Here is a 15,447-nt window from a genome sequence, read left to right as displayed (position 1 = left end):
CCGGGCTGTTGATGTCCACATGGGGCTGGGCTCTGGCCGCACGCTCGGCCTGAGCAGCCTGGTCAACCATGGCCAGTTTTTCGGCGCTCATGGGGCGAGTTCCTTTTCAGTCAGTAACTGCTGCGTCAATGCATGGTTGAGGTTGTCCAGCCGCTGACGGGGTGTTAAGCCGGACTCAACGTGGATGCGGCAGGAGGTGCCGGAGTCTTCGGTGCTGCTGAAGGCCAGCACCCTGGAGTCGTGACGGAAAGGGGGAATCCGCAACGCGAAGTGCGCCGCGTCGGACGGCCGATACATACGCTTATCCTTGCGCAATGAGGAAAGGAGCGCGATGTCCAAACCCTCCATGGTTCGTGCTCGCGAGAATGGGCGGGCACGCTACCAAGGCCAAAAACGGATAGATGTAGGGATAATCTCCAAGTTTTGAAGGACGCTTCCGGTACGAGGATCCGCTGTTCAACAAGCGCAAAAAAAGCCGCGATCATGTCGCGGCTACTTTTCATGAACGCCCGTTCAGTCCCGGGCCAGCGCCTCGATCGGGTCGAGCCTGGACGCGTTGCGCGCCGGGACGAAGCCGAAGACGATGCCGATCAGGCTCGAACAGACCACGGCGGTGAGCACCGCCAAAGGCGAGAACACCATCTCCCATTCCTTGATGAACACCGAGAACAGGTGGCCGATGGCGTAGCTCAGGGCGATGCCGACGGCGCCGCCGAGCAGGCAGACCATCACCGCCTCCACCAGGAACTGCTGACGGATGTCCGACTGCCGGGCGCCGACGGCCATGCGGATGCCGATCTCGCGGGTGCGCTCGGTGACCGACACCAGCATGATGTTCATCACGCCGATGCCGCCCACCACCAGGGAAATCACCGCGATCAGCGACAGCAGCAAGGCCAGCGAGCGGCTGGTCTTCTCCACGGTCTGCATGACGCTGTCGAGGTTGTTGGTGAAGAAGTCCTTGGTGCCGTGGCGCTGCAGCATCAGTTTGGTGACGTTGTCCTCCACCACTTTGCTCGGCTGGCCGTCCTTGATCCGCACGCTGATGCTGTCCAGGTAGCGCTGGCCCAGCAGGCGCCCGGCGGCGGTCTCGTAAGGCACCCAGACGTTGAGGGTCTTGCTGGCGAACAGGTTGCGGTTCTCCGCCGCCACGCCGATCACCGTGCACGGCAGGTTGCCGATCAGGATCACCTGCCCCAGCGGATCGACGCCTTCGCCGAACAGCCGGTGGCGGGTGTTGTAGTCGATCACCACCATCTGCGCCTGGCGCCGGGCATCGCTGTCGCTGAACGGGATGCCCGCCTCCATCTTGATCCCGCGCACCTGGAAGTACTGGTGGCTGACGCCGTTGACCTGGGCATCGACATCGATGTTGCGGTAGCGCAGCAACTGGTTGCGCCCCACCACCGGGGTGGCGCTGTCGACGTAGTACAGCCCGTTGAGCGCGGTCACGTCGGCGGGCACCAGGGTTTCGATGGCGCCTGAGCGGCTGTCGCCGAAACTGGCGCCGGGGTAGATGTCGATGGTGTTGCTGCCGATGGCCTGGATGTCGTTGAGCACATAGCGCTTGGCGCCCTCGCCGATGGCCGAGATCGACACCACCGAGGTGATGCCGATGACGATGCCGAGCATGGTCAGCAAGGTGCGCATGCGGTGCGAGATCAGCGCGACCCAGGCCATGTTGAACGCTTCCTTGAACAGCCCCAGGCTCGCCACCAGGCGCCTTGTGGTGCCGGGCCTGGGCGCGGCGGCGGTGTCGTTGGGCAGCGCATCGGGGGCGCGTTCGTTGCGCCGGTCGCTGAGGATCTGGCCGTCGCTGACTTCGATGATCCGCTCGGCGTTGGCGGCGACCTTCGGGTCGTGGGTCACCAGGATCACCGTGTGCCCGGCGGCGTGCAGCTCCAGCAGGATGCGCATCACTTCCTTGCCGCTGGCGGTGTCGAGGGCGCCGGTGGGTTCGTCGGCGAGGATCACTTCGCCGCCGTTCATTAAGGCGCGGGCGATGCTCACCCGCTGCTGCTGGCCGCCGGAGAGCTGGCTGGGCCGATGGGTCAGATGGCCGTCCAGCCCCAGCCGCGCCAGCAGCTCCTTGGCCCGGGCATGGCGCTGCGGTTCCGGGGTGCCGGCGTAGATCGCCGGCATCTCGACGTTGTGCACCGCGCTCAGGTGCGGCAGCAGGTGGTAACGCTGGAAGATGAAACCGAAATGGTCGCGGCGCAGTTCGGCCAGGGCCTGGTTGTCCAGGTCGCGGGTTTCCTGGCCGTTGATCTTGTAGCTGCCGGCGGTGGCGTAGTCGAGGCAGCCGAGCAGGTTCATCAGGGTCGACTTGCCGGAGCCCGAGGCGCCGATGATCGCGACCATTTCCCCGGCCTCGATGGTCAGGCTGATGTCGTTCAGCGCCAGGAACTCGCGGTCGCCGGCGGTGAAGCTGCGGCGGATGCCGCTCAGTTGCAGCAACGGTTCGGTCATGCTCACGCCCCTGCCGTGCGGGTCACCGGATCGCCGATCACCACCCGGTCGCCTTCGGTCAGGCCCTGGTTGATCTGCACCTTGACGTTGTTGTTGATGCCGGTCTGCACGTTGCGCGCCTGGGCATGGCCCTTGGCGTCCAGCACCCGCACCGGGAAGCTGCCGTCGGCGTTGCGCGGCCCCAGCGCGGCCACCGGCACGGTCAGCACCGACTTGGCGGTGTCGAGCACCACCCGCACCTGGGCGGTCATGGCGATGCGCAGGCGGTGGTCGGGGTTGGGCACGTCGAACAGGGCGTTGTAGAACACCGCCGTGTTCTGCTTCGGCGTGCCGGCCGGCGGGGTTTCAAGGAAGTTCTGCGGCGCCGGCTCGGTGCCGCGCAGCTTGCCGTAATAGCGTTTGTCCTCGCCGAGGATGGTGAAATACACCTCCTGCCCCGGCGCGATGTGGATCACGTCGGCCTCCGACACCTGGGCCTTGACCGTCATGGTGTCCAGGTCCGCGAGCTTGAGCAGCACCGGCGCCAACTGGTTGGCGATCACGGTCTGGCCTTCCTGGGTGACGATGCCCACCACGTCGCCGTCGATGGGCGCGACGATCCGGGTGTAGGCCAGGTTGACCTTGGCCGTGTCGATCTGGATGTGCGCGCTCTTGATCTGCGCATCCAGCGCCAGCAGGTTGGCGGCCTGCACTTCGTAGTTCGACTGCGCGGTCTCGAAGTCCTGCCGCGAGATCGACGCGTCGTCCTGCAGGTCCCGGTAGCGCTCGTAGATCGCTTTGGTCTGCTTGAGCTGGGCCTGGGTCGCCCGGCGCTGGGCCTGCAGGTTCTCTTCATCGACCAGGGCCTGGCGCAGGGTGTTCTGCAGCACCAGCGGATCGATCTCCGCCAGCCACTGGCCCTTCTTCACCTTGTCGCCGACCTTGACCTTGAGCGACTTCAGTTGCCCCGAGACCTGGGCGCCGACGTCCACCTGGCGGATGCCCTCCAGCAGACCGGTGGCCAGCACCGCGTTTTCAATGTCACCGCGTTCCACCGTGGCGGTCAGGTACTGCGGCGCCTCGGCCGGTGCCTGCACCGTGTAGAACACCAGCCCGGCCACCAGCGTCAGCGCCACGGCCAGACCGACTTTGCGCAACTTCGACTGTTCCATAAATGACCACAATTCCGTTCAGGGTTGGGCCCGGTCGGTGACCGGGCCCGGTTGGAGAAACACCGCTCAGGACAGCACCTGCCCCGCCGGCACGGTCAGCCCGTCATGCCACCACGCCGCGAGACTGAAGACGTTGGGCGCCTTGAGGATCGTGAAGTGGTTGCCCGGCCCGTACCACACCGCCAGGTCCGTGGCCTGCCGCCGCCAGCCCTCGACCATCGCCGCCTGCTCGCGCTGGTTGCCCGCCGCGTCCAGGGTCGGGTCGTCCACCAGCGCCAGCCGCACCGGCCCGGTGTAGGCCAGCGCCGGTCGGTAGACCGTGCGCAGCGCCGTGGCGAAGGTGCGCACCGGGCCGTCCATGGCCTGGGGCGAGGAACGCTCGGAAAGAATTCCCGCGCGCACCATGCCCCTATGCAACAGGCGCATCTGGGTGTCCCCGTCGGCCTCGGCGAAGGCCGGCGGGTCGATGCCCAGGGACTTGCCGCTGGCCAACTGCAGCGACTCGACCAGCCGCTGCAACGCCGCCGTGGCGGTGTACGGTTTGCCCGCCACGCCGTTGCCGCCGGGGGACTCGCTGTCGATCAGGCTCAGGGACGCCACCTCGCGGCCCTGGGCTTGCAACAGCGCCGCCATGGCGTACGCCACCCAGCCGCCGAACGAGTGGCCGATCAGGTGTACCGGCCCCTGTGGGTAGAGCTGCCCGAGGGCCTGCACATAGAACGCGGCGGCCGCCTCGACCCGGCTGTGCGGCACCGTCACGCCGTCGAGGCCACGGGGCTGCAAGCCGAAGATCGGCCACTCCGGCCCCAGCGCCTCGGTGAGGTGGACGAAACCGATGACGTTGTCCCCCGCCCCCGGCACGCAGAAGATCGGCGCATGGCCGGGGTGGCCGCTCTGGATGGTGAGCAACGGCTGGTAGCTGGCCGGTTCCGGCGCGGCCGCCGCCTCCAGCGCCTGAGTGAGGGCATGCCCCATCGCCTGGACAAGGGGCGGTTTCATCAGAGTGCGGTGATCGCCGGGCACGTCGATGCAGCGCAGCAGGTCTTGCGGCACATGCCCGCCCCAACCGCGCAGCGGGTCGGGCTGTTCCTGCCCGGGCATCAAGTCCTGCGCCCGGAACAGGTGCACGGCCTGGCTGGCCGGGCTCACCCGGTAGTGCTCCAGCGCCTGCCCATGGGCCGCCTCACGGTCGAAGTAGTGCCAGGCGTCGGTGACCCCGGCCGCCGAAAGTTCAGGGTCCGACAACTGCTGATCGCGGCAACGCGCGAACAGCTCATTGAAGTCGAGCCGTTCGATCTCGGCCTCCAGCAACGCCACTTGCGCGAGCGCCGCTTCGCCCTCCTCGCCACGGTCCAGGGAATAGGCCCGGCAGTGTTGCAGCAACTGGTGCCTGTCCAGGTGTTCGCCGGTCCAGCGCGACTTGTCCTGGTGGGCGGGGTGCGGCGCGTAGGTGTCGATCAGGCCGACGAAGGCCACCGGCTCGTCCATGCCGATCAGTTGCTGGGCGATTTCGTACGACAGCAGCCCGCCGAACGACCAACCGGCCAAGCGGTACGGCCCATGGGGCTGAACCGAACGCATGATGCCGATCATCCTCGCCGCCATGCATTCCACTGTACGCAGCTGCGGTTGGCCGAGGGTGACGCCGGGCAGGCCGTAGACCGGGAAGTCGCCGCCGATGTGCAGGGCCAGCGCCGGGAAGTACATCTCCCGGCCGCTGAACTCGTGCACCAGGAACAGCGGCGTGCCCTGGTCGCCGGGACGCACCACGATCAGGCCGTCAGGCTGTTGCTCGCCCTCCTGGCGCCCGGCAAGCCGCGTGCACACCCCTTCCACGGTCGGGGACTGGAACAGCTCGGCCAGCGTCACCGCAAGGCCGGCTTGTTTCATCTGATTGATCAAACGGATCGCCAGCAGCGAATGCCCGCCCAGTTCGAAGAAGCTGTCGTGGCGGCCGACCCGGCCGATGTCGAGCAGCTCGGCCCAGATCTGCGCCACCGCCTGTTCGGTCTCGCCTTGCGGCGCGACGTAAGGACGGTCGCGCAGCATTTCGGCATCCGGCGCCGGCAGGGCCTGGCGGTCGACCTTGCCGTTGGGCGACAGCGGCAAGGCGTCCAGCGGCACGAAGGCCCCCGGTGCCATGTACTCCGGCAGCCGCTGCGTGATGTGCGCCCGCAGCGCCTCCGCGGTCGGCATTTCGCTGCCGGTGCGCAGGGTGAAATAGGCCACCAGCCGCTCGTCGCGCATCAGCACCACTGCCGTCCGCAGCGCGGGGTGCTCGATCAGCCGCGCTTCGATTTCGCCCAACTCCAGACGCAGGCCGTGCAGCTTGACCTGGAAGTCGTTGCGCCCCAGGAACTCCAGGTTGCCGTCGGTGCGGTAGCGCACCAGGTCCCCCGTGCGGTACAGGCGGTCGCCGGCCACGAACGGGCTGTCGATGAACCGCTCGGCCTGCAGCTGCGGCAGGTTCATGTAGCCCCGCGCGACCCCCACGCCGCCGATGTGCAGTTGACCGCTGACACCCAAGGGCACCGGCAAGTCATTGGCATCGAGGACATACAGGCGGGTGTTGCAGATGGCCTTGCCGATCGGCAGCTCGGACTCCGGCACCGGCCGGTCCGGCTCCAGCGTCCAGGCCGTGCTGTCGACCGTCGCCTCGGTCGGCCCGTAGACGTTGTGCAAGCGCACCCACGGCAGGCGCCGGCGCACCGCACGGGCCAGCGCGGCGGTGAGTTCCCCCCCGCCGCAGAACACGTCGGTGAGGCTGGTGCACTGGCCGGCCTCCTCCAGTTCGAGGAACTGCTCCAGCAACGCCGGCACGAACTTGACCACGGTGATCTGCCGCTCACGGATCACCCGCGCCAGATAGGCCGGATCCCGGTGGCCGTCGGGCCGCGCGAGCTCCAGCCGCACGCCGCTGGTGAGGGGCCAGAAGAACTCCCACACCGACCCGTCGAAACTGAACGGTGCCTTTTGCAGCAGCGCGGCGGACGCCGTCGGCGGGCAGATCTGCGAGCCCCAGTGCACCAGGTTGCACAGGCCTCGGTGTTGCAGCATGACGCCCTTCGGCGTACCGGTGGAGCCTGAGGTGTAGATCATGTAGGCCAGGTGGCCGGCACTCAGGCCCGGCACCGGAACGTCATGGGCCGGGGCATCCTGCCAAGTGCAGCGGTCGAAGTCGATCAACAGGCTGTCGGCCCCGTCGAACAGCGGCCGAGTGGCCGGGTGCACCAGCACCGCCACCGGCGCGCTGTCCTTGAGCATGTAGGCCAGCCGGTCCGCCGGGTACCCCGGATCCAGCGGCACATAGGCGCCGCCGGCCTTGAGGATGGCCAGCAAGCCCACCACCAGGTCCAGCCCGCGCTCGACGCAGACCGCCACCCGCGCATCCGGCTGCACGCCTTGGCTGCGCAGGTGATGGGCGAGGCGGTTGGCCTGGGCATTGAGCTCGCGGTAGGTCAGGCGCTGCGGCCCCGCCGCGACTGCCACCGCATCTGGCGTGCGCGACACTTGCGCCTGGAACAGCTCATGCACGGTTTGCTCCAGGTCATAAGCGGTTTCGGTGGCGTTGAACTCGCCGAGTACGCGTTGCCGTTCCTGCGGCCCCAACAGATCCACCCGATCCAGCACGGCCTGGTCATCCTCGACCATGGCCTGCAACAGACGCTTGAAGTAGCCGACAAAGCGTTGCACCGTCGCTTCGTCGAACAGCGCCGTGGCGTAGGTCAACGCACCGCGGACGCCGTCCGGCGTCTCACCCAGCCGCATCGACAGGTCGAACTTCACGAAGCGGCTCGGCTCGGCAATGCCTTCGAGGGTCAGCTCGCCCAACGCCAAGGCCGGCGCCATGCTGCTGTCCCAGCCCAGCAAGGTCTGGAACAGCGGGCTGTGCGACAGGCTGCGCACCGGCCGGCTGACCTCCACCACTTGCTCGAACGGCAAATCCTGGTGGGCCTGGGCCTCCAACGTGCACGCCTTGACCCGCGCCAGCAGCGCAGCGCCGCTCAGGCCCCCGGAGGTGTCGATGCGCAGCGCCAGGGTGTTGACGAACATGCCGATCAAGCCTTCGATCTCGGCCCGGATGCGGTTGGCCACCGGTGAGCCCACCACCACCTCGGACTGGCCCGAGAGCCGGGTCATCAGCACCGCCCAGGTGCCCATCATCACCATGTACGGGGTCACGCCGTGGCGCTGGCACAGTGCCTTGAGCCCGGCGCTCAAGCCGGCGTCGAACCAGACCTCCACACTGCCGCCGGCATGGTCCTGACGGGCCGGGCGCGGCCGGTCGGTGGGCAGGGTCAGCAGGGTCGGCGCACCGGCCAGGGCTTGCTGCCAGTAGTCGCTCTGGCGCTGCAGCACCTCGCCGCTGAGCCAGCGCCGTTGCCACACCGCGTAGTCGCTGTATTGCAGCGCCAACGGCGGCAACGGGTCGGCCTCGCCGCGGCTGAAGGCCTGATACAGCGCCGTCAGCTCGCGGGTCAGTACCCCCATGGACCAGCCGTCGGAGATGATGTGGTGCATCGTCAACAGCAGCACATGATGGTCGTCCGCCATGCGCAGCAACCGTCCGCGGATCAGCGGATCGTCCTGCAGGCTGAACGGCTCGCGCGCCTCTCTCTCGATCCGCACCTGCAGAACGTGTTCAGGCCGCTCGACGTGCCGCAGGTCCTCGACCTGCAGCAACAGGCCGCTGTCGTCCGGCATGATCAGCACTTGAGGCCCGTCGTTGACGGCCGCGAAGCGGCTGCGCAAGGTCTCGTGGCGGGCGACGATCCGCGCCAATGAGCGCTGCAGCGCGTCTTCGTCGAAACGCCCGCGCAGGCGCAGGGCAAACGGAACGTTGTAGGCGGTGTTGCCACCTTCCATCTGCGCCAGGAACCACAGCCGCTGCTGGGCGAACGACAGCGGCAGCGCCTGGTCGCGCGGCGCCGGCACGATGTCCGGCAGCGTGCTGCGGCCCGAACGGGACAGCACCTCGGCCACGGCGGCCAGTTCGGCGTTGGCGAACAGGTCGCTCAGTGCCAACTCCACGCCCAGCCGCTGACGCACCTGGGACACCATGCGCATCGCCAGCAGCGAGTGCCCGCCCAGTTCGAAGAAGTGGTCGTGACGCCCCACCCGCTCCACTTGCAGCACCTCGGCCCACACCTGCGCCAGGGTCTGCTCCAGCGCCGTGGCCGGCGCCTCGTAGGCGCGGGTCAGCAGCGCGTCCTGTTCGGGGGCCGGCAAGGCCTTACGGTCGACCTTGCCGTTGTTGTTCAGCGGCAAGGCGTCGAGCCGCACCCAGGCCGACGGCACCATGTAGTCCGGCAGCCGCGCCTGCAACTGCGCGCGCAGGCCGGCGCTGTCCACGGACGCGTCATCGGCCGAGTAGTACGCCACCAGGCGCAGCGGCTCCTGGCCGTCACGACGGGCCAGCACCACCGCTTCCTTGAGCCCGGCGCAACCGAGCAGGCGGTTTTCGATTTCCCCCAATTCAATGCGGAAGCCGCGCACCTTCACTTGATCGTCGTTGCGCCCCAGGCACTCCAGTTGACCCGGCGCGATCCAGCGCGCCAGGTCGCCGGTGCGGTAGAGCAAGGCGCCCGGGTGGTCGCAGAACGGATCCTTGAGGAACTTCTCGGCCGTCAGGTCGGGGCGGTTCAGGTAACCCATCGCCACGCCCTGCCCGCCGATGTACAGCTCGCCGGTCACGCCGAAAGGCACCGGCTGCTGCCGCGCATCGAGGACGTACACCTGGGTGTTGGAGATCGGCCCGCCGATGGACACGCTCTCGGCGTCGGTCGCCACCTCCTGCACCTCGAAGGTCGTGGCGTAGGTGGTGGTTTCGGTGGGGCCGTAGCAATGCACGATGCGCAGGTCCGGCGCCTCGGCCCGCAGACGGCGGAACGCCGCCGGGTCGCCGCGCTCGCCGCCGCACAGCAGGATGCGCAGGCCTTTGAGCGCCTGCGGAATCAGCTGCACGTACTGGTTGAACAGCGCGGTGGTGACGAACAGCACCGTCACCCCGCTTTCGGCCAGCTCACGGCCGAACAGCGCCGGATCGAGCAGCGTGCGGTGGTCGATCACCACCACCCGGCCGCCGTTGAGCAGCGGGCCCCAGACGTCCATGGTGCTGGCGTCGAACGCCGGGTTGGAGGCGAACGCCACCCGGTCCTGCGGGTTGAAGTCGGCGTAGCCGTTGTTGATCGCCAACCGGCCGATGGCCCGGTGCGGCACCATCACGCCTTTCGGCGCGCCGGTGGAGCCGGAGGTGTACATGATGTACGCCAGCGATTCGGACGACTGCGGCAGGTTCGGGTCGTGCGTCGGTTGCCCGTCCAGCGCCAGGGTGTCCAGGTCGATGCGGAGCACCGGGTGGTCGGCCTCTTCGCCGCTGAAGGTCAACAGCAGCATCGCTTCGCAGTCCTGCACCATGAACGCCTGGCGCTCGGCCGGGGCGTTGATGTCCAGCGGCACGTAGGCCGCCGCGCATTTGCTGATCGCCAGTTGCGCCGCCAGCAGGTCGAGCGAACGCGGCAGCAGGATCGCCACGTTGTCGCCCGGCTCCACGCCGTGCTCGATCAGGTGATGGGCCAGACGGTTGGCCCATCGGTTCAGCTCGGCGTAGGTCACCGAAGCCGCGCCATGCACCGCCGCCACGGCGTGCGGGTGTTCCTCGGCCTGCCACTCGAACAGACGGTGCACGGTCAGGGCCGCCGGGTATTTGCGGAACGTGGCGTTGAATTCCGACAGCAAGCGCGTGCGCTCGGTGTCCGGCAGGATCGAGAGCCGGTCGAGCTGCAGTTGCGGCGTCTGTTCCAGCGCCTGCACCAGGTTGCCCACCGCCTGGAGCATGTACCGGCAGATCCGCTCGGCTTCGATCCCGGCGGCCGTCAGGGCCGTGAGGCTGAAGTCCTCGCCCAGGTCATCGACGCTCAGGCTCAGGCGGTAGCTGCTGTGCTCCTCGGCATTGAGCAGTTGCATGCCCTCCCACGCGGCACCGGTCTCGGCGGACGGCGCGGCCGCCGCACCGCTGTGGCGGTAATTGAGCAACGCATTGAACAGCGGCGCGCCGGAAGCGATGCCGCTGCACCGCTGCGCCAGCGCCAATGACGCTTGTTCGTGGCGCAACAGACGGTTGAGCCGCTCATGGACGGCCAATACCCCGTCCTTCACCGTCTGCCCGGTCATCTCGACCCGCAGCGGCAGCGTGTTGATGAACACCCCCAGCGCCCGCTCGACGCCTTCGCCGCCGTTCAGCCGCCCCAGCAGGACCGTGCCGAACACCACGTCGTCGCGGCCCGACAGTTGCCCCAGCACCTGGGCCCACGCCAGGTGCATCAGGCTCGCGGCGCTGACGCCCAGTTGCCTGGCCTGGGTTCTGACCCGGAGGCTGAGGCCACGATCCAGCGACTGTTGCGAATGGCCGGTGCAGAGGTCGTCTGCCGTGCCCTGGCCGAACGGCACGGTCGGCTCGTCGACATCGCCGAGCATCTCGCTGAAGAACGCCAAGTGCTCCTGCTCGCCCAACCCCAGACGGGTCTGGGCCACGTGGTTGCGGTACGGCACCGGTGCCGGCAGTTGCTCCACCCGGTCGAGCAGCACGGCGTTCATCTCGTGCTGCAGCACTTGCAGCGCCACGTGGTCCATCACCAGGTGATGGAACAGCAGCAACGCCACCACGCGCCGGTTATCCGCGTCCCAGGCATGCACCACCCGCATCAGCGGCGCCTGATCGACGGCCATGCGGTAGTGCCCAACATCGAAGCGCGCGCGCAGCTGCGCCAGTGCGTCACCGCCGCCGATGTCCAGCGCTTCGCACACCAACGGTGCCCGGCGCCAGACCACTTGCACCGGCTCGTCCAGCCCTTCGTGGAACAGCGACGTGCGCAGGATGTCGTGACGCTCGATCACCCGTTGCAACGTCTCGACGAAGGTGTTCAGGCGTTGTTCGTCGGCAAACGCGAACTGCGCCTGCAGCACGTACGGATCGCCCTGGGTGGCCGACAGGTGATGGAACAGGATCCCGGCCTGCAGCGGCGCCAGCGGGTAGATGTCCTGCACGTTGGCCGCACCGCCCGGAATGCTGGCGATGATGCGGTCGATGGCTGCCTGATCGAGCGCAACCAGCGGCAGCAGCTCAGGGGTGATCCGCCGGCAGTCCGGCGTGATGCGGTTGGCCGGCACCTCGACCTCCGGCGCGCTGCTCGCGGCGGCGGCCAGTGCGGCGAGGGTCGGCTGGCTGAACAGCGCATGCACGTCCACCGCCAGCCCGGCACGGCGCATGCGCGCCGCCAGGTTGACCGCCAGCAGCGAGTGGCCGCCCAGTTCGAAGAAGTGGTCGTGGCGCCCCACCCGCTCGACGTTGAGCAGTTCGCACCACAACCGCGCGAGGGTGATTTCCGTCTCGCCGACCGGGGCTTCGTACTCGCGCACGATCACCGAAGCCTGATCCGGCGCCGGCAACGCGCTGCGGTCGACCTTGCCGTTGGGGCTCAGCGGCCAGGCGTCGAGCCGCACCCACGCCGACGGCACCATGTAGGCCGGCAGGCGGGCGTGCAGATGCGCATGCAGGCTCTCGATGGCAGGCGCGTGTTCGCCGACGGTGTAGTACGCGACCAGCCGCACATCGCCCGGCGCATCTTCGCGGGCCAGCACCACCGCCTCGCGCACGCCCTCGGCTTGCAGCAGGCACGCCTGGATTTCCCCGAGCTCGATGCGCAGGCCGCGGATCTTCACTTGGTCGTCGTTGCGCCCCAGGTACTCGATGTTGCCGTCGGCCCGGTGACGGGCCAGGTCGCCGGAGCGGTAGATCCGTGCGTCGGCCTGCTCACTGAACGGATCCTTGAGGAAACGTTCCGCCGTCAGGTCCGCACGGTTGAAGTAGCCCCGAGCGACTTGCACGCCGCCGATGCACAGCTCGCCGACCGCACCGCGCGGCACCGGTCGGCCGTGGCCATCGAGAAGGTACACGCGGGTGTTGCTGACCGGTTTGCCGATCGGCGGCGCGCCTTCCGGCAGCGCGGCGCCGGGCTCCAGCGTCCACACCGTGCTGTCCACCGTGGCCTCGGTCGGGCCGTAGACGTTGTGCAGCCGCACCTGCGGCAAGCGCTCGCGCACGCTGCGCACCAGCGCTTCGGTCAGCTCGCCGCCCCCGCAGACGATGTCGGTGAGGCTGGCGCACTGGCCGACCTGCTCCACGTCGAGGAACTGCTGCAGCAGCGCCGGCACGAACTGCACCACGCCGACCTGTCGCTCACGGATCACCTGCACCAGGTACGCCGGATCGCGGTGTCCCTCGGGGCTGGCGAGCACCAGGCGCATCCCGGCGGTCAGCGGCCAGAACAGCTCCCAGACCGAGGCGTCGAAACTGAACGGGGTCTTCTGCAGCAGCGCATGGCCTTCGCCCTGCGGACACAGCTGCGCGCTCCAGTGCAGCAGGTTGTTCAGGCTGCGGTGCTCGACCATCACGCCTTTCGGCGTGCCGGTGGTGCCGGAGGTGTAGATCACGTAGGCCAGGTGTTGCGGGGTCAGGCCTTCGGCCGGCAGGTTGTCGTCCGGTTGCGATGCCCAGACGGCCTTGTCCAGATCGACCACCGGCGCGGCGACGTCCCCGAGCAGCGTGCGGGTCGCACCGTGCACCAGCACCGCCACCGGCGCGCTGTCCGTCAGCATGTAGGCCAGACGCTCCGCCGGGTACGCCGGATCCAGCGGCACGTAGGCGCCGCCGGCCTTGAGGATGGCCAGCAGGCCGACCAGCAGCTCGGGGCTGCGCTCGACGCAGATCGCCACCCGCGCATCCGGGCCCACGCCCAAACCGCGCAGGTGACGGGCCAGTCGGTTGGCCTGGTGGTTCAGCTCGGTGTAGTTCAGCGCTTGATCGCCGCTCTGCACGGCCACCGCAAGCGGTGTGCGCAATGCCTGGGCCTCGAACCGGCCATGAACGGTCCCGTCCGCCGCGTCCGACGACGCGGTGGCGTTGAAGTCGAGCAGCAGGGTCCGTCGTTCGTCCTCAGACAGGATCTCCACCCGCTCAAGGATCGCCTGATCGTTGCCGACCATGGCCCGCAGCAGTTGCCGGAAGTAGCCGACAAAGCGCTGCACGGTCGCCTCGTCGAACAGCGCCGTGGCATATTCGAGCGAACCGCCGATCGCGCCCCGGGCCTCGCCCAGGGTCAGCGACAGGTCGAACTTGGCGACCGGGTTCTGACCGGCCAGCCCTTCCAGCGTCAACTCGCCCAACGCCAGGTCCGGCGCCACGCTGCTGTCCCAGCCGAGCAGGGTCTGGAACAGCGGGCTGTGGGCCAGGCTGCGCTCCGGCTTGACGATATCCACCACCTGCTCGAACGGCAGGTCCTGGTGGGCCTGGGCTTCCAGCGTGCGGGCCTTGACCTGGGCCAGCAGCGCCTCGGTGCTCAGCTCGCCCGAGGTGTCGATGCGCAGCGCCAGGGTGTTGACGAACATGCCGATCAGGCCTTCGATCTCGGCCCGGCCACGGTTGGCCACCGGCGAGCCGATCACCACGTCCGTTTGGCCGGACAGGCGACCGAGCAGCATCGCCCAGGCGCTCATCATCACCATGTACAGGGTCACGCCGTGGCGTTGGCTCAGGGCCTTGAGCCCGGCGCTCAGGGGCGCGTCGAGGATCACCTCGACGCTGCCGCCGGCATATGCCTGACGGGCCGGCCGCGGACGGTCGGTGGGCAGCGAAAGCAGCGTCGGCGCACCGGCCAATGCCTGCTGCCAGTAGTCGCTCTGGCGTTGCAGCACTTCGCCGCTGAGCCAGCGGCGCTGCCACACGGCGTAATCGGTGTACTGCAAGGCCAGCGGCGGCAACGGATCGGGCTCGCCATGACTGAAGGCCTGGTACAGCGCCGTCAGCTCGCGGGTCAGCACGCCCATGGACCATCCGTCGGCGACGATGTGGTGCACGGTCACCAGCAGCACATGATGGTCATCCGCCAACTGCACAAACTGCCCGCGAATCAACGGGCCGGCCTGCAGATCGAACGGTGCCGAGGCTTCCCGGCCGATCAATGTTTGCAAGGCCTCTGGCGCAGCGTTGCGCAAGTCCACGGTCGGCAGCGCCAGACCTTCGCTGTCCGCTGCGATCAGCACCTGCGCCTCGTCGTCCACCGCGGTGAAGCGGCTGCGCAGGGTTTCATGGCGGGCGACGATCCGAGACAGCGCACGTTGCAGCGCGTCCCTGTCGAGGGTTCCGCGCAGGCGCAGGGCGATCGGGATGTTGTACGCCGTGTTGGCCCCCTCCATCTGCGACAGGAACCACAACCGCTGCTGGGCGAACGACAGCGGCAGCGCCTGGTCGCGGGGCGCCGGCACGATGTCCGGCAGCGTGCTGCGGCCCGCGCGGGACAGCACCTCGGCCACGGCGGCCAGTTCGGCGTTGGCGAACAGGTCGCTCAACGCCAGCTCCACGCCCAGGCGCTGGCGCACCTGGGACACCATGCGCATCGCCAGCAGCGAATGCCCGCCCAGTTCGAAGAAGTGGTCGTGGCGTCCTACCCGTTCGACCTGCAATACCCCGGCCCAGACCTGCGCCAATGCGTTCTCCAGCTCGCCCTGCGGCACCTCGTACTCGCGGGTGAACAACGCGCTGCGCTCGGGTTTCGGCAAGGCCTTGCGGTCGAGCTTGCCGTTGGCGGTCAGCGGCAACGCGTCGAGCCGGACAAACGCCGACGGCACCATGTATTCCGGCAGTTGGCTCAGCAGGTGCGTGCGCAGTTCACCCACCTCCAGCGGCTCGACTTGTGCCTGGGCGGTGAAGTACGCCACCAGGCGCACTTGGCCGGGCTCGTCCTCCCGGGCCAGCAGCACCGCCTCCTGG

Annotated in this window: 4 protein-coding genes; all 4 read right to left on the bottom strand. The window is 68.4% G+C overall.

The window, feature by feature from the left end:
* Positions 1-87 precede the first annotated feature (87 nt).
* On the bottom strand, positions 88-348 hold the full coding sequence (locus tag CAG41_RS27915) for a hypothetical protein (protein ID WP_139835005.1): 261 nt from the start codon (positions 346-348) through the stop codon (positions 88-90).
* Between the two features lie 165 nt (positions 349-513).
* The gene (locus CAG41_RS27910) at positions 514-2,469 is read right to left on the bottom strand and encodes a MacB family efflux pump subunit (RefSeq protein WP_085707748.1); all 1,956 of its coding nucleotides are present in this window, start codon (positions 2,467-2,469) and stop codon (positions 514-516) included.
* A gap of 2 nt (positions 2,470-2,471) precedes the next feature.
* Entirely contained in the window at positions 2,472-3,620 is a 1,149-nt protein-coding gene (gene macA, locus CAG41_RS27905) for a macrolide transporter subunit MacA (RefSeq protein WP_085583613.1), read from the bottom strand.
* A 66-nt stretch (positions 3,621-3,686) separates the two neighbouring features.
* Positions 3,687-15,447: non-ribosomal peptide synthetase (locus tag CAG41_RS27900; RefSeq protein ID WP_139835004.1), on the bottom strand; the 11,761-nt coding region annotated here is incomplete at its 5' end.

Origin of the sequence: Pseudomonas sp. B35(2017) (assembly GCF_002113645.1) — a bacterium.
Taxonomy (GTDB): domain Bacteria; phylum Pseudomonadota; class Gammaproteobacteria; order Pseudomonadales; family Pseudomonadaceae; genus Aquipseudomonas; species Aquipseudomonas ekonensis.
Note: the sequence above shows the minus strand (reverse complement) of the source record. Positions and strands in the feature narration are given on the sequence as shown.